This window comes from Streptomyces sp. 2323.1 (genome assembly GCF_900221035.1).
Classification (GTDB): Bacteria; Actinomycetota; Actinomycetes; order Streptomycetales; family Streptomycetaceae; genus Streptomyces; species Streptomyces sioyaensis.
The window spans coordinates 5,805,535-5,822,835 of record NZ_LT907981.1 but is presented as its reverse complement, the minus strand read 5'-3'; the positions used below and the strand labels follow the sequence as shown (position 1 = coordinate 5,822,835).

Annotated in this window: 11 protein-coding genes; 2 read left to right on the top strand and 9 right to left on the bottom strand. The window is 72.4% G+C overall.

The features are described 5' to 3' along the window. Window positions 1-633 precede the first annotated feature (633 nt). From CPH93_RS25065 to CPH93_RS25055, 3 genes are all read right to left on the bottom strand, one after another. On the bottom strand, window positions 634-3,660 hold the full coding sequence (locus CPH93_RS25065; RefSeq protein WP_096214151.1) for a bifunctional [glutamine synthetase] adenylyltransferase/[glutamine synthetase]-adenylyl-L-tyrosine phosphorylase: 3,027 nt from the start codon (window positions 3,658-3,660) through the stop codon (window positions 634-636). A 26-nt stretch (window positions 3,661-3,686) separates the two neighbouring features. Continuing rightward, window positions 3,687-5,048, bottom strand: coding sequence for a type I glutamate--ammonia ligase (gene glnA, locus CPH93_RS25060; protein WP_093482860.1), 1,362 nt, complete (start codon window positions 5,046-5,048; stop codon window positions 3,687-3,689). Between the two features lie 374 nt (window positions 5,049-5,422). Beyond that, window positions 5,423-6,313, bottom strand: a complete 891-nt coding sequence (locus CPH93_RS25055; protein WP_096215587.1) for an alpha/beta fold hydrolase — start codon at window positions 6,311-6,313, stop codon at window positions 5,423-5,425. A gap of 572 nt (window positions 6,314-6,885) precedes the next feature. On the opposite strand from CPH93_RS25055, the gene CPH93_RS25050 reads away from it, so the two are divergent. Together CPH93_RS25050 and CPH93_RS25045 are read left to right on the top strand one after the other, a co-directional pair. After that, window positions 6,886-8,529 (top strand): multicopper oxidase family protein, encoded by a 1,644-nt coding sequence (locus CPH93_RS25050; protein WP_096214150.1) that lies wholly within the window; start codon window positions 6,886-6,888, stop codon window positions 8,527-8,529. 65 nt (window positions 8,530-8,594) lie between these two features. Beyond that, window positions 8,595-10,349 (top strand): NAD+ synthase, encoded by a 1,755-nt coding sequence (locus CPH93_RS25045; RefSeq protein WP_096214149.1) that lies wholly within the window; start codon window positions 8,595-8,597, stop codon window positions 10,347-10,349. Window positions 10,350-10,404: 55 nt separating this feature from the next. On the opposite strand, the gene CPH93_RS25040 is transcribed toward CPH93_RS25045, so the two are convergent. The 6 genes from CPH93_RS25040 to CPH93_RS25020 form a co-directional block, all read right to left on the bottom strand. Next, window positions 10,405-11,640 carry an MFS transporter gene (locus CPH93_RS25040; RefSeq protein WP_096214148.1) on the bottom strand — a complete coding sequence of 412 codons (1,236 nt, stop codon included), beginning with the start codon at window positions 11,638-11,640 and terminating at the stop codon, window positions 10,405-10,407. Window positions 11,641-11,828: 188 nt separating this feature from the next. Then, window positions 11,829-12,833 carry an endonuclease/exonuclease/phosphatase family protein gene (locus CPH93_RS25035; protein ID WP_443031473.1) on the bottom strand — a complete coding sequence of 335 codons (1,005 nt, stop codon included), beginning with the start codon at window positions 12,831-12,833 and terminating at the stop codon, window positions 11,829-11,831. A gap of 326 nt (window positions 12,834-13,159) precedes the next feature. Next, a complete protein-coding gene (locus CPH93_RS25030) occupies window positions 13,160-13,951 on the bottom strand; it encodes a hypothetical protein (RefSeq protein WP_096214146.1) in 792 nt (263 codons plus the stop codon). Window positions 13,952-14,138: 187 nt separating this feature from the next. Continuing rightward, window positions 14,139-14,729, bottom strand: coding sequence for a hypothetical protein (locus CPH93_RS35880; RefSeq protein ID WP_143048035.1), 591 nt, complete (start codon window positions 14,727-14,729; stop codon window positions 14,139-14,141). 221 nt (window positions 14,730-14,950) lie between these two features. After that, window positions 14,951-15,610, bottom strand: a complete 660-nt coding sequence (locus tag CPH93_RS25025; RefSeq protein WP_093482866.1) for a TetR/AcrR family transcriptional regulator — start codon at window positions 15,608-15,610, stop codon at window positions 14,951-14,953. Continuing rightward, a complete protein-coding gene (locus tag CPH93_RS25020; protein ID WP_096214145.1) occupies window positions 15,607-17,226 on the bottom strand; it encodes an MFS transporter in 1,620 nt (539 codons plus the stop codon). The genes CPH93_RS25025 and CPH93_RS25020 overlap by 4 nt, the downstream gene beginning before the upstream one ends. Between the last annotated feature and the right edge of the window lie 75 nt (window positions 17,227-17,301).

Sequence of the window (17,301 nt, the reverse complement as noted above, 5' to 3'; positions counted from 1 at the left end):
GGCCGGGCCGCAGCAGCCGGGTTCCCGTCGCCCGGACCGGAAACTGGTTGGCTGAATCGTGCCGCTCACGGCAGCGGGCGCAACGGCTGTGCGGGCAACGGCCGGAGCGGGTACCCCGCCCCTACGCGCCGCACGTTGTCGACTTTCCCGCCCCTCCGCTGCGCTTTGCGGCGCGCCGTACGTTGTCGACTTTCCTGCCGTGGTTGCTTCTCGCCGTTGCGCCTGCGGCGGGCCGAGTGGGTGTCGGGTGCGGTGACGGACCTCCGGGGTCGGTGTGTGGGACTGCTTCGCTTTACGTCCCACACACCGACCCCTCCGGCCCGTCCCCTCCCGTGGGTGGAGTGAGTGACGGTGAGTGGGGGCGCGCCACGGTAGCCAGCTCACTGCGACCGACTAGGCACACCGGACCACCTACAAACACCCCCACCGGCCTGATTCCTCCCCCACCACGGGAGGGGCCGAGCCGCAGGACGAAGTCCGGAGGAGCGGCACCGCACCCAACAACCCACGCCCGCCGCAGGCGCAACGGCGAGACGAAACACGGCGGGAAAGACAAAAACGTGCGCCGCGCCGCAAAGCGCAACGGCGAACAACCACCACGGCGGGCCAGCCAAAAACGTGGGAAGAACAGAACTACGCCCCGTAGAAGATCTCCTCGACGACCGCCCGCGCCCTGCGGGTCACGCGTCGGTAGTCGTCGAGCATCTCGCCCGTCTGGCCCTCCTCGTAGCCGAGGTAGCGGCCTACGGCCGCCAGTTCGCGGCCGTCGACGGGGAACGTGTCGCCGGGGCGGCCTCGGACGACCATCACGGCGTTGCGTACGCGGGCGGCCAGTACCCACGCCTCGTCCAGGGTCTGGGCGTCCTCGGTGCCGATCAGTTCGGCGGCGTGTGCGGCGGCGAGTGCCTCGCGGGTGCGGGTGGTGCGCAGGCCGGGGATCTCCCAGCCGTGCTGCATCTGGAGCAGTTGGACGGTCCACTCGACGTCGCTCAGGCCGCCGCGGCCCAGCTTGGCGTGGGTGGTCGGGTCCGCGCCGCGGGGCAGCCGTTCGGCCTCCATGCGGGCCTTGAGCTTGCGGATCTCGCGGACCGCCTCGTCGCCCAGGCCCTCGGCGGGGTAGCGCAGCGGGTCGATCAGTTCGATGAACCGCCGGCCCAGCTCCGCGTCGCCGGCGACCGGTTCGGCGCGCAGCAGGGCCTGCGACTCCCAGACCAGCGACCAGCGCCGGTAGTAGGCAGCGTAGGAGGCGAGCGTCCGTACCAGCGGGCCGGACCTGCCCTCCGGGCGGAGGTCCGCGTCGATGGGCAACGGCGGGTCGGAGGAGGGGAGTTCGAGCAGTCGGCGCATCTCGTTGGCGACGGCGTGCGCGGCCTGGGCGGCCTCCTGCTCGTCGGCGCCCTCGCGCGGTTCGTGGACGAACAGGACGTCGGCGTCCGAGCCGTAGCTCAGCTCGCGGCCGCCGAAGCGGCCCATGCCGATCACCGCGAAGCGGGTGGGCAGGGTGTCGCCCCACTGGGCGCGGACCGCGGCACGCAGGGCGCCGGCCAGGGTGGCGGCGTTGAGGTCGGAGACCGCCGAGCCGACCGCGTCGACGGAGCGGCCGTGGTCGGTGTGCGCGGGGCTGTACTCGGTGCCGTACGCGCCGATCACATCCGCCGCGGCGGTACGGAACAGCTCCCGGCGGCGCACCCCGCGGGCCGCGGCGACCGCCGCCTCCGCACCGTCCGCGCGGCCGACCGCGGCCAGCACCTCCTGCTCCAGCGCGGCCCGGCTGCGCGCCTGGAGGCCGTCGGCGGCGCCGAGCAGGGCGACCGCCTCGGGGGCGCGCAGCAGCAGATCGGGGGCGAGCCGGCCGGCGGAGAGCACCCGGGCGAGGTTCTCGGCGGCCGCGCCCTCGTCGCGCAGCAGCCGCAGGTACCAGGGCGTCTTGCCGAGGGCGTCGGAGACCTTGCGGAAGTTGAGCAGTCCGGCGTCCGGGTCGGCGGAGTCCGCGAACCAGGCCAGCAGTACGGGCAGCAGGGTGCGCTGGATGGCGGCCTTGCGCGTGACCCCGGAGGCCAGCGCCTCCAGATGCCGCAGTGCGGCCACCGGGTCGGCATAGCCCAGCGCTTCGAGGCGGTGGCCGGCGGCCCTGGCGGACAGCCGGGTCTCGCCGGTCTCCAGGGTGGCGACGGCGTCGAGCAGCGGACGGTAGAAGAGCTTCTCGTGCAGCCGGCGCACTTCCCTGGCGTGCCACTTCCACTCCTTGCGGAGGGTGTCGACGGGCTCGGTGCGCAGCCCCAACGAGCGGGCCAGGCGCCGCAGTTCGCCCTCGTCCTCGGGCATCAGATGGGTACGGCGCATCCGGAAGAGCTGGATGCGGTGCTCCAGGGTGCGCAGGAAGCGGTAGGCGGCGTCCAGGGCCGCGGCGTCCTGGCGTCCGACATAGCCGCCGGCCGCCAGCGCCGCCAGGGCGTCGAGAGTGGTGGCGCTGCGCAGGGTGGCATCGCTGCGGCCGTGCACCAACTGGAGCAGCTGGACGGCGAATTCGACGTCGCGCAGCCCGCCGGGGCCGAGCTTGAGCTCCCGTTCGACCTGGGCGGCGGGGATGTTCTCGACGACCCGGCGGCGCATCTGGCGCACATCGGCGACGAAGTTCTCCCGCTCGGCGACCTCCCACACCATCGGCGCCAGCGCATCGATGTACTCCTCGCCCAGCCCGAGGTCACCGGCCATCGGGCGGGCCTTGAGCAGCGCCTGGAACTCCCAGGTCTTGGCCCACCGCTGGTAGTAGGCGAGATGGCTGCTGAGCGTGCGCACCAGCGGGCCGTTGCGGCCCTCGGGGCGCAGATTGGCGTCCACCGGCCAGATGGTGCCCTCGACGGTGTTGTCCGAGCACAGCCGCATCATGCGGGCCGCGATCCGGGTCGCGGCCTGCAGCGCCTTGGCCTCGTCGACGCCTTCCTTGGCCTCGGCCACGAAGATGACATCGACGTCCGAGACGTAGTTCAGCTCCCGGCCGCCGCATTTGCCCATGCCGATGACGGCCAGCCGGCACACCGCGGCGTCGCCGGGCGCCTCTTCGTAGCTGATCTCCAGGGCGGCCCGGATCGTGGCGGTGGCCAGGTCGGCGAGCTCGGCCGCGGCCTCGGCGACATCGGTCGTCCCGCACACGTCGCGGGCGGCGATCCCCAGCAGCGCGCGGCGGTAGGCGGTGCGCAGGGCGTCCGCGCGCGGCCGGACGGCGCCCTGTTCGCCCCAGATGCCCTCGGCCAGCGCCAGCTCGAACTCGGGGGTGGTGGGGTGCAGATCGACCGACTCGTAGGTGACCAGCGACTGCCAGTCCTGCGGATGGCGGACGAGGTGATCGGCGAGCGCCTCGGACGCGCCGAGCACCCCCAGCAGCCGGTCGCGCAGCGGTTTCGCCGCGACGACCGTGCTGAGCAGCGTCTGCTGGGCGTCCGGCCCGCCCTGCCGCTCCACCAGCCGGGCCAGGCCGCGCAGCGCGAGATCCGGGTCCGCGGTGGCACCGAGCGCTTCGAGCAGCACCGAATCGTCGCGTACGGGGGCGAGGCCGGGGGAATCGAGCAGCTCCCCGGCCGCCGAGGGGTCGGTGAAACCGTGCCTCAGCAGCCGGGTGAAGGTACTGCTCCGCCGTCCCTGCGGAGCGGGTAGTGCCATGGTCAGCCTCTCGGTGGCGCGGTGGCTCAGAGCACGGGCAGCATCTTGCGCAGCTCGAAGGCGGTGACCTCGGAGCGGTACTCCTCCCACTCCTGCTTCTTGTTGCGGAGGAAGAAGTCGAAGACGTGCTCGCCGAGGGTCTCGGCGACGAGTTCGCTGCGCTCCATCAGATCGATGGCCTCGCCGAGGTTCTGCGGCAGCGGCTCGATGCCCATCGCCCTGCGCTCGGAGTCGGACAGCGCCCAGACGTCGTCATCGGCGCCGGCCGGCAGCTCGTAGCCCTCCTCGATGCCCTTGAGACCGGCCGCGAGCAGCACCGCATACGTCAGATACGGGTTGGCGCCGGAGTCGATCGAGCGGACCTCGACCCGGGTCGAGCCCATCTTGCCGGGCTTGTACATCGGCACGCGGATCAGCGCGGAGCGGTTGTTGTGGCCCCAGCAGATGTAGGAGGGGGCCTCGCCGCCGGCGCCCGCGGTGCGGTTGGCGCCGCCCCAGATGCGCTTGTAGGAGTTGACCCACTGGTTGGTGACGGCGGAGATCTCGCCCGCGTGCCTGAGCAGACCGGCGATGAACGAGCGCCCCACCTTGGAGAGTTGGTACTCCGAGCCGGACTCGTGGAAGGCGTTGCGGTCGCCCTCGAAGAGCGAGAGGTGGGTGTGCATCCCCGAGCCCGGGTACTCCGAGAACGGCTTGGGCATGAACGTCGCCTGCACGCCCTGCTCCAGCGCCACCTGCTTCATGACCAGCCGGAACGTCATGATGTTGTCGGCCGTCGAGAGGGCGTCGGCGTAGCGCAGATCGATCTCCTGCTGGCCGGGGGCGCCCTCGTGGTGGCTGAACTCCACCGAGATGCCCATCGACTCCAGCATGGTGATCGCCTGTCGGCGGAAGTCCATGCCGACGTTCTGCGGGGTGTGGTCGAAGTAGCCGGAGGAGTCGCCGGGGGTGGGCCGCCGGCCGTCCACGGGCTTGTCCTTGAGCAGGAAGAACTCGATCTCCGGGTGGGTGTAGAAGGTGAACCCGAGGTCGGAGGTCTTGGCCAGGATGCGCTTGAGGACGTAGCGCGGGTCGGCGTAGGAGGGGGAGCCGTCCGGCATCAGGATGTCGCAGAACATCCGGGCGGTGCCGGGGGCCTCCGCGCGCCAGGGAAGGATCTGGAAGGTGCCGGGGTCCGGCTTGGCGATCATGTCCGATTCGTACACCCGGGCGAATCCCTCGATGGCCGAGCCGTCGAAGCCGATGCCCTCGTCGAAGGCCTGCTCCAGCTCCGCCGGCGCCACCGCCACGGACTTCAGGAACCCGAGCACATCGGTGAACCACAGTCGTACGAAGCGGATGTCGCGCTCCTCCAGCGTCCGGAGCACAAACTCCTGCTGCTTGTCCATGGGTCACCAATCCTTGCAGGTCAATCGGCCTGTCGAGCCACATCGGGCAACGTGGTTCGGCACACCAGTATCACGTGAGGGGGTTACCGTCACATTACGCACCCTTGGCCTGAATCAGAACCGGCGTCCCGTAACCCTCAGCCCCATCCTTCCCGCAGCAGACAGGCTCAGCGCTGCGGGCGGCGGCAATCGGGCGGCTTGGCCCAGTCTTGGACCCGTACTGAGGGCATGTTGACCAGGCGTTGACGGCTCCGTTCCGCGGAATTCACGCGGCGGATGCGGGCGGGTACGGGGGGGGTTCGAAGCGGGCGGTCCAGGGCTGCAAAGGAGGGCCTACGGCCGCTCCGGGGGCGCCGTGGGACGACCCGAGGTGTTTACGGCCGTTCCGGCACCGCCGCGTCCCGCCCCGTCCCCGACAGGTCCAGCACCGCCCGCGCCACCGACGCCGGCGCATCGGCCATCAGCAGGTGTCCCGCGGGCGCGGCGAGGGCGAACCGGCCGCCCAGCTCCGCAGCGAGCCCGCGCTGCCGCTCCAGCCAGCGCAGTTGCCGCGGCGTCTCGCTGCCGTCGTACGCCGCGAGGACGGTGACCGGGGCCGCGGGCAGCGGGCGGGCCGGGCGCAGCGCGGCGAGCTCCGCGGCCTGGTAGCCGTAGGTCGCGTTCTCCAGGACGCAGGCCCGCAGGACCCGGCTGGTGCGGTAGGTGTGCTCCCACGGGTGCGGCGGATGGCTGCCGACCGTCGTGGCGCGGTCGATCAGCCGGCGGGTGGCCGGGCCCAGGGCACGCGGCAGTCCGGCGGCGGACACCGCAGCGGCCACGCTGCCCGCCACGGCGGTCCGCACCGCGCGCGGCAGCCGGGGCCGGGGCGCGTCCTCGATGCTGCCGTCGGCCAGCACGAGCCCGGCGCAGCGCGCGGGGTGCAGCCGGGCGAACGCCTCGGCGTGGAAGCCGGCGAGCGAGTGGCCGACGACGGTGGCCGGGCCGAAGTGGCCGAGCGCGTCGAGGAGGTGGGCGATCCGGTCGGCCTCGGCGGCGAGGGTGGGCGGCCCTGAGGCCGGGGCACTCAGGCCGAGCCCGGGGCGGTCGAAGCGGACGACGGTGCGGTACGGGGCGAGCAGCGCGGCGACGGCGTCCCAGTCGTACCAGGCCATGCCGAGACCGCCGCTGAGGACGCAGACCGGCCCGCGCCCCTCGGTCAGCACATGCAGCGGCACCCCGCCGACCCGCAGGAACCGGCCGGGGACGGGGAGAGGGAGGGGGCTCATCGGGGTCACGGACATCCAGGTGATCGGGTGGGCCCGGCCGGACGCACGGGCGGGCAGGCACGCGGAGGGCTCAGAAAAGTCAAGAATAGGCAGCCGGTGGACGGTGCAGCGGCGATACCGGCGCGGACGACCACAGGCGGCCGGTCCGGCGGTGCGGACGGGCCGGATCCGGCGGCCGGGCCGGGCGGTGGTCCCCCGTTCGGCGGCGGATACCCGGAGGGCCATACCCCTAGGGGGTAGGGTGCGAAGAATGGGTCTCCCCGGCCGCCGCCGGTTTGTCGTTCCGTCGAGAGGGACGCGATGAGCGAACAGGGCAAGGCCGCCGCACGGCGCGGCCGGCTTCCGCTGTTCGCGGCACCGCGCGCCGGGATCGCCCCGAGGCACCCGTCGCCTGCGCCCGGACACCCGCCGCTGCGGCCGATACCCCTGCCGCCGCGCCGCCCTCCCCTCGCCCGACTGCCGGTGCTGCGCTTGCAGGAGCACGGCTGCCGCCGGCACCCACCGCAGTCCGCGGCAGCGCCCGTCCTCCCCCACCCCCACCTCACCACCGACACCCTCACGAGGTGCTCCCCATGCGTACGCCCTCCCGCCGCGCCCTGCTCGGCGCGGGTATCGCCGTCGCCGGCAGCGGTCTGCTGCCCGCCGGTGCCACCCGCGCGTCCGGCTCCGTCCGCACCGGCACGCACGACACGACGCCCGCGCACCACATGACACGCAGGCTCGACAAGAACGGCATGGACGTCTCGCACGGCCCTGGTGACGACACCCCGCCCGGCTATGTCACCCCCGACGGCCCGGAGGTCGCCGAGGCCGAGCGCAAGCGCGGCTCGGGGCCCGTGCGCAGCGCCGCACTGACCGCCGCCGAGACCGAGCTGGACCTGGGCGGTCACACCGTCCGGACCTGGGCGTACGACGGCCGGCTGCCCGGCAGGGAGATCCGGGTCACGGCGGGCGACCGGCTCGCGCTGACCCTCGCCAACCACCTTCCGCAGTCCACAACCCTGCACTGGCACGGGCTGGCGGTGCGCAACGACATGGACGGCGTCCCCGGCCTGACCCAGCGGTCCCTCCAGCCCGGTGCCGCCTTCGACTACCACTTCGCGATCACCGAGCCCGGCACCCACTGGGTCCATCCGCACTCGGGGACACAGCTGGACCGCGGGCTGTATGCGCCGCTGATCGTCGACGACCCCAAGGAGCCGCTCTCGTACGACAGGGAGTGGATCGTCATGATCGACGACTGGCTCGACGGGGTCGAGGGCAGCGAACCGGATGCGGTGCTGACCGAGCTGAGCGGGGGCAGGATCCGCGGCGGGATGGGCCATGACGACATGAACATGGGCGGCGACGGCGGGAAGACGGGCGCCGCGGGCACCTCGAACGGCCCGTCACGGATGCTGACCGGCGCCCGGAGCAGACTGCTCGGCGGCGACGCGGGCGATGTGGACCACCCGTTCCACCTCATCAACGGCCGGAGCACCAAGGACCCGGAGACCTTCCGGGCCAGGCCCGGCGACCGGATCCGGATCCGCTTCATCAACGCGGGCGCCGACACCGCCTACCGTGTGGCGCTCGGCGGCCACCGGATGACCGTGACCCACACCGACGGCTGGCCCGTCGAGCACACCGAGACCGATGCGCTGCTGCTAGGGATGGCCGAGCGCTATGACGTCCTGGTCACGGCCGGGGACGGGGTCTTCCCGCTCACCGCGCTCGCCGAGGGCAAGAAGCGCTCCGCGCTGGCCGTGCTGCGCACCGGCGACGGCGAGGCGCCCGGCGAGTCCGCCCGGCCCCGGGAACTGCGCGGCGAGGTGCTGACCGCGGACCGGCTCCGGGCCGCGGAGTCGGTCCGGCTCAGCTCGCGGCAGCCTGACCGCACCCTGGAGATGACCGCCACCGGCACCATGCGGAAGTGGGACTGGGCGATCAATTCGAAGCCGTACACCGCGTCCCAGCGGTACCCCGTCGAGGCCGGCGAACGGGTCCGGATCCGCTTCCGCAACCACACCCGGATGTGGCACCCGATGCATCTGCACGGCCACACCTTCGCGCTGCCCGACGACGGGCCCCGCAAGGACACCCTGAGCCTGCTGCCCGGCCACTCCCTGAACGTCGACTTCGACGCCGACAACCCCGGGCTGTGGATGGTCCACTGCCACAACGTCTATCACTCGGAGTCGGGGATGATGACGGTCGTCGGCTATCGGAAGAAGTAGCCGGCCACCGGAAGAGAGCCGCTCCTCAACCCCCATTGCGTCAGAAAGACGATTAGACTGGCGGGGTGCCTCAACTTCGCCTCGCCCTCAATCAGATCGATTCGTGTGTCGGCGATCTCGCCCGGAACGCCGAGACGATCCTGCACTGGACCCGGCACGCCGCCGACCAGGGCGCCCACCTCGTCGCCTTCCCCGAGATGGCACTGACCGGCTATCCCGTCGAGGACCTCGCGCTGCGCCCCTCGTTCGTCGAGGCGAGCCGCGATGCGCTGCGGACGCTGGCCGGCCGGCTGGCCGAGCAGGGCCTGGGCGACCTCGCGGTGATCGTCGGCTATCTCGACCGCGGGGAGCAGGACAAGCCCCGCTACGGCAAGCCCGCGGGCGCCCCCCAGAACGCCGCCGCCGTGCTCCATCACGGCGAGATCGCCCTCACCTTCTCCAAACACCACCTTCCCAACTACGGGGTCTTCGACGAGTTCCGCTACTTCGTCCCCGGCGACACCCTGCCCGTCGTCCGGGTGCACGGGGTGGATGTGGCGCTCGCCATCTGCGAGGACCTGTGGCAGGACGGCGGCCGGGTGCCGGCGACGCGCAGCGCGGGCGCCGGGCTGCTGGTGTCGGTCAACGCCTCGCCGTACGAGCGGGACAAGGACGACACCCGGCTGGAGCTGGTCCGCAGGCGGGCCAAGGAGGCCGGCTGCACCACCGCCTATCTGGCGATGATCGGCGGGCAGGACGAGCTGGTCTTCGACGGTGACTCGATCGTGGTCGACAAGGACGGCACGGTGATCGCACGGGCACCGCAGTTCGCGGAGGGCTGTGTGCTGGTCGACCTGGACCTGCCGGCCGCGGCTCCCCAGCCGCCCTCGGGCGTCCTGGACGACGGGCTGCGCGTCGACCACCGCGTCCTCACCGCCGACCCGCTGCCGCACTATGCGCCCGAGACCCCCGGGGGCGAGGCCGAACGCCTCACCGACCTCGAAGAGATCTACACCGCGCTGGTCGTCGGGCTGCGCGCCTACGTCGCCAAGAACGGCTTCCGCAGTGTGGTGCTCGGCCTCTCCGGCGGGATCGACTCGGCGCTGGTCGCCGCCCTCGCCTGTGATGCGGTGGGCGCGGGCCAGGTCCACGCGGTGGCGATGCCCTCCCGCTACTCGTCGGAGCACTCGCTGACCGACGCCGCCGAACTCGCCCGCCGTACGGGCCTGTCCTTCCGTACGGTGCCGATCGGCCCGATGTTCGACGCCTATATGCAGGCGCTGCCGCTGACCGGTCTGGCCGAGGAGAATCTGCAGTCGCGGCTGCGGGGCACCACCCTGATGGCCATTTCCAACCAGGAGGGCCATCTGGTCCTCGCCCCCGGCAACAAGTCCGAGCTGGCGTGCGGCTATTCGACCCTGTACGGCGATTCGGTCGGCGGCTACGGCCCCATCAAGGACGTCTACAAGTCCGTCGTCTATCAGCTGGCCCGCTGGCGTAACCAGGCCGCCGCCGAGCGCGGCCAGACCCCGCCGATCCCGGAGCACACCCTCACCAAGCCCCCGAGCGCCGAACTCCGCCCCGGCCAGGTCGACACCGACTCACTCCCCGACTACGACGTCCTGGACCGCATCCTGGAGCTCTACGTCGACCGTGACCAGGGCCGCGAGGAGATCGTCGGCCGGGGCTTCGACGACGGGCTGGTGACGCGGGTGCTGCGGATGGTCGACCGCGCCGAATACAAGCGCCGCCAGTACCCACCGGGCCCCAAGATCTCATCGAAGGGCTTCGGCAAGGACCGGCGGCTGCCGATCACCAACCATTGGCGGGAGGGCGACTGATCTGCTGGGGGGGGAGGCGGCTGCTCAGTCGCGTACGCGCCGCAGCCCGTACGCCTCAGCCCCGGCGGTCCCCGGCCGGCAGCTCCGCGCCGGCGGCCGGTTCCGCGTCCGGCGCGCCGCTGCGGGCCACGATCCGGGAGGCGTCGTGCGCGCCGCGGTCCAGGAAGCCGGCCAGGACGGCGACGGCCAGGCCCAGGGCGGCCAGGACCGCGCCGACCAGGGGCGGGGCGGTCCAGCCCCAACCGGCCGACAGGGCCAGGCCGCCCACCCAGGCGCCGCCGGCGTTGGCGAGGTTGAAGGCGGACTGGTTGGAGGCGGCGGCCAGGGTCGGGGCCTGCCGGGCCTGGTGCATGACCAGCATCTGGAGCGGGGTGGTGGTCAGGAAGCCGACGGCGCCGATGAGGACGACCGTCACCAGCGCCGCCCCCTTTATGTCGGCGGTGAAGTGAAAGGCCGTCAGGACGAGGGCCAGGGCCGCCAGTGAGCCGTAGAGGGTGGGGCGCAGCGCCCGGTCGGTGAGCGGGCCCGCCGCCAGGGCGCCGAGGGTCATCCCGATGCCGAAGAGGGCGAGCACCAACGGGACCGAGCCTGCGGCGAAGCCGGTGACCTCGGTCATCATCGACGCCAGGTAGCTGTAGACGGCGAAGACCCCGGCGAAGCCGAAGACGGTGGTGAGCAGGCCGAGCAGCACCTGGCGGTGGCCCAGCGCGCGCAGTTCGCGGCCCAGGCCGGTGCGTTCGCCGGCCGGCAGCGGCGGCAGCAGCCGGACCAGCGCGGCCATCGCGACCAGGCCGATGGCTGCCACGACCAGGAAGGTGGCGCGCCAGCCGAGCTGCTGGCCCAGGAGGGTCGCGGCGGGGACGCCGATGATGTTGGCGATGGTCAGGCCGAGGAACATCGTGGCGACCGCGCGGGCCTGCCGGCCCTCGCGCACCAGCCGGGCGGCGACCACCGCGCCGACGCCGAAGAACGCCCCGTGCGGCAGGCCGGCCAGCAGCCGGCCGGCGATCAGCAGGCCGAAGGTGGGCGCCAGGGCGGAGGCGAGGTTGCCGACCGTGAAGACCGCCATCAGCGCCACCAGCATCCGCCGGCGCGGCATGCGCGAGCCGAGGGCGGTCAGGAGCGGGGCGCCGATGACGACGCCGAGGGCGTAGGCGGAGACGAGGTAGCCGGCGGTGGGCACCGAGGTGCCCAGATCGTCCGCGACATCGGGCAGCAGGCCCATCATCACGAATTCGGTGGTGCCGATACCGAAGGCCGAGATCGCGAGCGCGAGCAGAGCCAAGGGCATGAAAGACCTTCCAGGGGTGTGCGTGCGGACGGGCACGCGGGCAACGGACCGTAAGCGCTAAGTTCTCTTACGGAACAAAGTCTCTCAGGCCAGGTATTCCGGCAGGGGAACGGGGCGTGACGGCCCCGTTTCCGCTCTCCGTCGGCACGGCCGCGCGCCCCGCCATCGGCCGCGCGCCCCGCCGTCCGTCAGATCTTCACCGAGGCTGCGATCGGCAGGTGGTCGCTGCCGGTCGACGGCATCACCCAGGCCTTGACCGGGGACATCCCCTTCATCATGATCTGGTCGATCCGGGCCATCGGGAACGACGCCGGCCAGGTGAAGCCGAAGCCGTCGCCCGCCGCGCCCTGCGCGGAGCGCATCTGGGAGGTGACCGGGGCCAGCGACCGGTCGTTCATGGTGCCGTTGAGGTCGCCGAGCAGCACGACCTTCTTCACCGGGTCCGCGGCGATCGCCTCACCCAGCGCCTTGGCGCTGGCGTCGCGCGGGTTGGCGGTGAAGCCCTTCTGGGGGTTGACCCGTACCGACGGCAGATGGGCGACGTAGACGGCGAACTGCTGCCCGTCGGCGGCGGTGACGGTGGCCCGCAGCGCGCGGTTCCACCCCATCTTGGTGTCCACCGGCCGGGTGTCGGTCAGCGGGCGCTTGCTCCACAGGCCGACCGTGCCCTCGATCGTGTGGTAAGGATACGCCTTCGCCAGCCCCTGACGGTAGGTCGACAGCGCGTCCCCGGACAGCTCCTCCAGGGCCACCACCTCGGCGCCGGACGCCACGAGATCCTTGGCGGTGCCCGCCGGGTCGGGGTTGTCGACGCTGACGTTGTGGGTGACGACGGTGAGGTTGCCGCCCTCGCCGGCCTTGTCGGTGACCTGGCTCCCGAAGAGGTTGACCCACACGAAGGCCGGCAGCAGCAGGGCGACCAGCGCGGTCGCCGAGCGGCGCAGCACCGCGGCGAGAAGCAGCAACGGGATGCCCAGCCCCACCCACGGCAGGAAGGTCTCCAGCAGACTGCCCAGGTTTCCCGGGGTGTTGGGGACCCTCGCGTGCAGGATCATCAGCAGCCCGAGCACGACGGCGAGTACCGCGAGGACCAGGCCGCGCCGCCACATGCCCTCGGGACGCCACCAGTTCCGCAGGCGTTCGGCCCGGGAACCGGCCTGCCCGGGGTGGTGCCCCTGTCCCGGTTCCGTCATATATGCCTGCGCCATGTAGCCGTCCTCACTGCCTTGCTCGCTGCGCCTCACCTGTGGTCTCCGACCCTAGGCGATGGCCCGTAATGTGCTTTCTTAGAAGTGAGGACGGCGCGCTGGCAGGGCTGGGTTCCGGCCTCGGGACGTGTGACAACGGCTGTGACAGAACGGGCATGGTCCGGTCATGAGGCAACACGGTTTGTGTCGATGGTCCCGGATGTTCGCCGTGCGCGGCAATCGTGCCTGCACACTTCGAATCCGCTGGTCAGCGCTTCACGAGCGGGACGGGGGCGGGATGCGGGCGAAGGTATCCGCATCCCGTGGGCTCCTCACCTGCGCTGTGTGCCGGGCAGCAGTTCCACCCGGATGCCCTCGCCGTCCTGGATGACGTAGGTGGGGCCGGTCCGGGCGTTCCAGCCGACGGGCAGCAGGTAGTACCGGCCGTTGCGTTCGATGAGCCGGCGCAGGCCGGTGTAGCGGTAGCGGTAGCGCGCCGCGGATCCCATGTCCTCCACCGTCAGCCCCGGACCCGCCAGGCTGAGCCGGGCGGTGCTCAGCAGCACGACGGCGGTGCGGCGCGGGAGGTTCGCGGCGGTCTCGCGGGCCTCGTCCTCCGCGAGTTGGCCGGTGGCGAGGCTGAGCGCCCACATCACCAGAAGGCCGGCCGTGAAGACGGGTACCGCCTTGCTCCACACTCCCGGCGGGGCGACCGCGTCGGGAGCCCGCCCGCGCTGGCCCAGGAGCACCCCGATCCCCAGCAGCGCCGGGCCGGTCCACTCATACGGCCGGATGTACGGCCACAGGAGCAGCAGGGCGACGCCGGCCCCCACGACGTACAGGTGTGCCCGTGCCGCGGCCCGTATGCCCCGGTCCACCGCCTGCACCACCCGGCCCTGGCCGAGAGCCGGTTCCCCGGTGGCGAGGTGACGTGCCGTCAGGACCGCGGCGGTCAGGACGATAGCGGCGGACACGGTCAGGAGGTTCAGGCTCTGCATCGCCAGCTCGGCGAAGCCGAAGCCGAGGCTGAAGGCGTCCACGCGGAAGTACTGGTAGTAGGCCGTCAGATAGACCGCACCGAGGAAGTACATGACCGCCACGAGGAAGGAGGCCTGCGCCGTCACCGTCCCGAGCAGCCCGGCGGCCGTACGCTCCGCCGGCTCCGGCCCCGGGGGCGCGGATGCCGGTGCTGCCGCCCGTACTCGCGCCGGGCGGCCGGGCCGGGCGGCTGTAGGGGAACGGCGGGTGGGAGCGCTCCTCCGGTTGCTCCGGCGGGACAACGGCGCCTCCTTCTCCTCGTCGGTCCGAGGCTCACGTACCGGACGGGGAGGGGCAGGTTTCCGCCGGTGAAGGATCGGAACTGGGCGAGTCCGACGGGAGGGCTGAGCTGGTCGCTTCGGGCGAGTCGCTCGGCGACGGGGATTCCCCGGAGGGTGGGCAGGTCCCGCCGCCCTGCTCGCCCCCGCCGATGGTCTGACCACCCACGTCGCTGCCGCCCACGTCGCCGCCGCCGCCGTCACCACCGCCGCTCGGGTCCACACCGCCGCCGTGCACCGGCGGCACGCTCTGGTCGACGGGCGGTGACTTCACCGGCGGAACGGGGTCACCCCCGTAGCCGGATGCCTCTCCGGTGGGAGCGCCCTGCGCCCCACCGGCCGCCGCGCCGCCGACCGCCGTCCCGCCCCCTTCCTGACGCTCGGAAGCCGACCCCCCATGGCCCGCGGACGAAGGCTTCGCCGCCCCGGGCTCGGAGGGGGCCTCCGTGACGACGCCCGGTGCCGGGTGCCCGCCGTCGGCACCCCCGTCCGGCACTCCGCCGCTGCCGTGGGCACACCCCGCCGTCGTGATCAGCGCCACGGCGAGCGCGGCGATACGGCGTGGGCGCTTGATGTGGTGTCCCATACAGCTTCCCCCTCGCTGCTTTCTGCCATCCGGGGCCGACACCAGCGACCCCGTATTCACCCTCGTGGTGGGCGAGTTCGGCCGCCTTGGCCCCGCCGTCCGTGCCCACACAGGGCATATACCCAGTCACGTTCAGCAGCCGCGCGTGGTTCCGGAAGTGAGCGGACGCGGTCCGGTCGGGGGTGTTCCGCTGGCCCAACTCGGTGTGCTCAGCGCGGAGTTCAGCCCGCGGCCCGTGCCGTGGGCCGTACGCCCTCCAGGACGAGGTCGACGATGTCCGCCGGGAGTGCGTCGGGCAGCTCCGTACGGTCATGGAGGAGGGCGCGGGCCAGCATCGGGCCGACGAAGAGGTCGGCGAGGGTGTCCAGGTCGTGGTCGGCGCGGATCTCACCGTTCGCCACGCCGCGCCGGAGCACCCCGAGCAGTGCCTCATGACGGGCCCGGACGACCGTGGCGTGGTACTCCGCCCACAGCTCGGGCTGCGCCTGGACGTGGCTGACGACGGTGCGCAACAGCGCGGAGCTGCGCTTGGCGAGCCCGCGGCGGCGCAGGAATTCCAGCAGCGAGACCAGGTCGTCGCGGACCGAGAGGCCGGCCGGCGGCGGGCTCGGGACGTCCAGCGACCGCATGACGTCGAGCATCAGGGCGCTCTTGCCGGGCCAGCGGCGGTAGACGGTGGCCTTGCCGACGCCTGCCTCGCGGGCGATGCGTTCCATGGACAGCTCACCTATGGAGACGCCGTCCTCGATCAGGCGCAGCACGGCCTCGATGATGGCGGAGTCGGCCGCGGCGCTGCGCGGCCGGCCGCGGCGCCCGGGGGTCGCCGGGCCCGGCCGCCCCCCGTCCGCCGCGACCTCGGAGTCCTCCGCCGCCCGGTTCATCGCTGCACGCCCGCCTTCTGCTCGTCATGGGGCTCCGCCGGCTGCGGCGCCGAGACCATTTTGCCTGGCAGGAACGCCGCGGCCACCACGGTGCCGAGCAGCGCGACGACCGCCGAACCGAGCGCGGTGATGTGCATGGCGTGGATGAAGGCGTCGTCGGCGGCGGTGGTCAGCGGCCGGCCGGCCGGGCCGATCCGGGCCGCGAGAGAGAGGGTCGCCTCGATGGACTCGCCGGCCGCGTGCCGGACGGCGGCCGGGACGGCGGGCAGGGCGTCGAGCGTGCCCTGGATGTGGTCGCGGTAGCTGGTCGACAGCAGCGAGCCGAGGACGGCGACGCCGAGGGTGCCGCCGACCTGCCGGAAGACGTTGTTGAGCGCCGAGCCGGAGCCGGCCTTCTCCCGCGGCAGCGCCTGCATGACCGCGACCGTGGCCGGCGGCATGATGTGCGCCATGGCGGAGCCCTGGATGAAGAACAGCGCCTCCATGAGCCACAGCGGGGTGGCGGTGTCCAGCAACAGCAGGCCCACCATGGTGTTGGCCACCACGAACATGCTGAAGGTGCACACCGCGCGGGCCCCGTAGTGGTCCACGGCGAGCCGGGCCCGCGGCGCGAAGATCAGCTGGGCCGCGGCCAGCGGCAGGATCAGCATGCCGGCCTGCAGCGGGGAGTAGCCGCGCACGCTCTGGACGTAGAAGACGATGAAGAAGGTCACGCCCGTGAGCGCGAAGAAGACCAGCGCGATGGCGGTGATGGCGGCCGAGAAGGCGCGGTTGCGGAAGTAGCCGATGTCGATCGACGGATGGTCGCTGCGCTTCTGGTGCACCACGAAGACGGCCAGCACCAGCAGCCCGCCGGCGATCGGCCCGACCACCTCGGGTTCGGTGAAGTCGGCGAGCTGGCCGCCCTTGATGATGCCGTAGACCAGCAGCACGAGCCCGACGATGGACAGCAGCACCCCGATCGGGTCCAGCCGGCCGGGGCGGGGGTCCTTGGAGTCGGGCACCAGGATCAGCATCGCGATGAGCGAGATCACCACGATCGGGGCGTTGATCATGAAGACCGAGCCCCACCAGAAGTGGTCGAGCAGCAGCCCGCCGGCGATCGGGCCGACCGCGATGGCCACGCCCACCCCGCCGGCCCAGATGCCGATCGCCTTGGGCTGCTCCTCCCGCTCGAAGACGTTCATCAGGATGGCGAGGTTGGAGGGCATCACGAAGGCGCCGCCCACGCCCATCAGCGCGCGGAAGGTGATCAGCTCGGTGGGCGATCCGGACACCCCGGCGAGCACCGACCCGGCACCGAAGACGGCCAGGCCGAAGAGCAGCGTCTTCTTGCGGCCCAGACGGTCGCCCAGCAGTCCCGCGGTGAACAGCAGCCCGGCGAAGACCAGGGTGTAGGAGTTGATCGCCCACTCCAGCTCGCTCTGGGTGGCGCCCAGGCCGACGGGGGCGGGGGTGGCGATCGTCTTCATGGCGACGTTGAGGATCGAGTTGTCCAGCACCACGATCAGCAGGCTGAGCATGAGGAGGGTCAGGATCGCCCAGCGGCGGCGGTGGATACGGTCCGGGATGTGGCGGGCGGGGGGCGCGTCCGGGGCGGGGGGTGAGGTGGCCATGGCGGCACCTTATGCACCTTCCGATACGGCCCCGTTCCGTATTGGAGGGAATCGCGGGCGGGTACGGCCACCCGG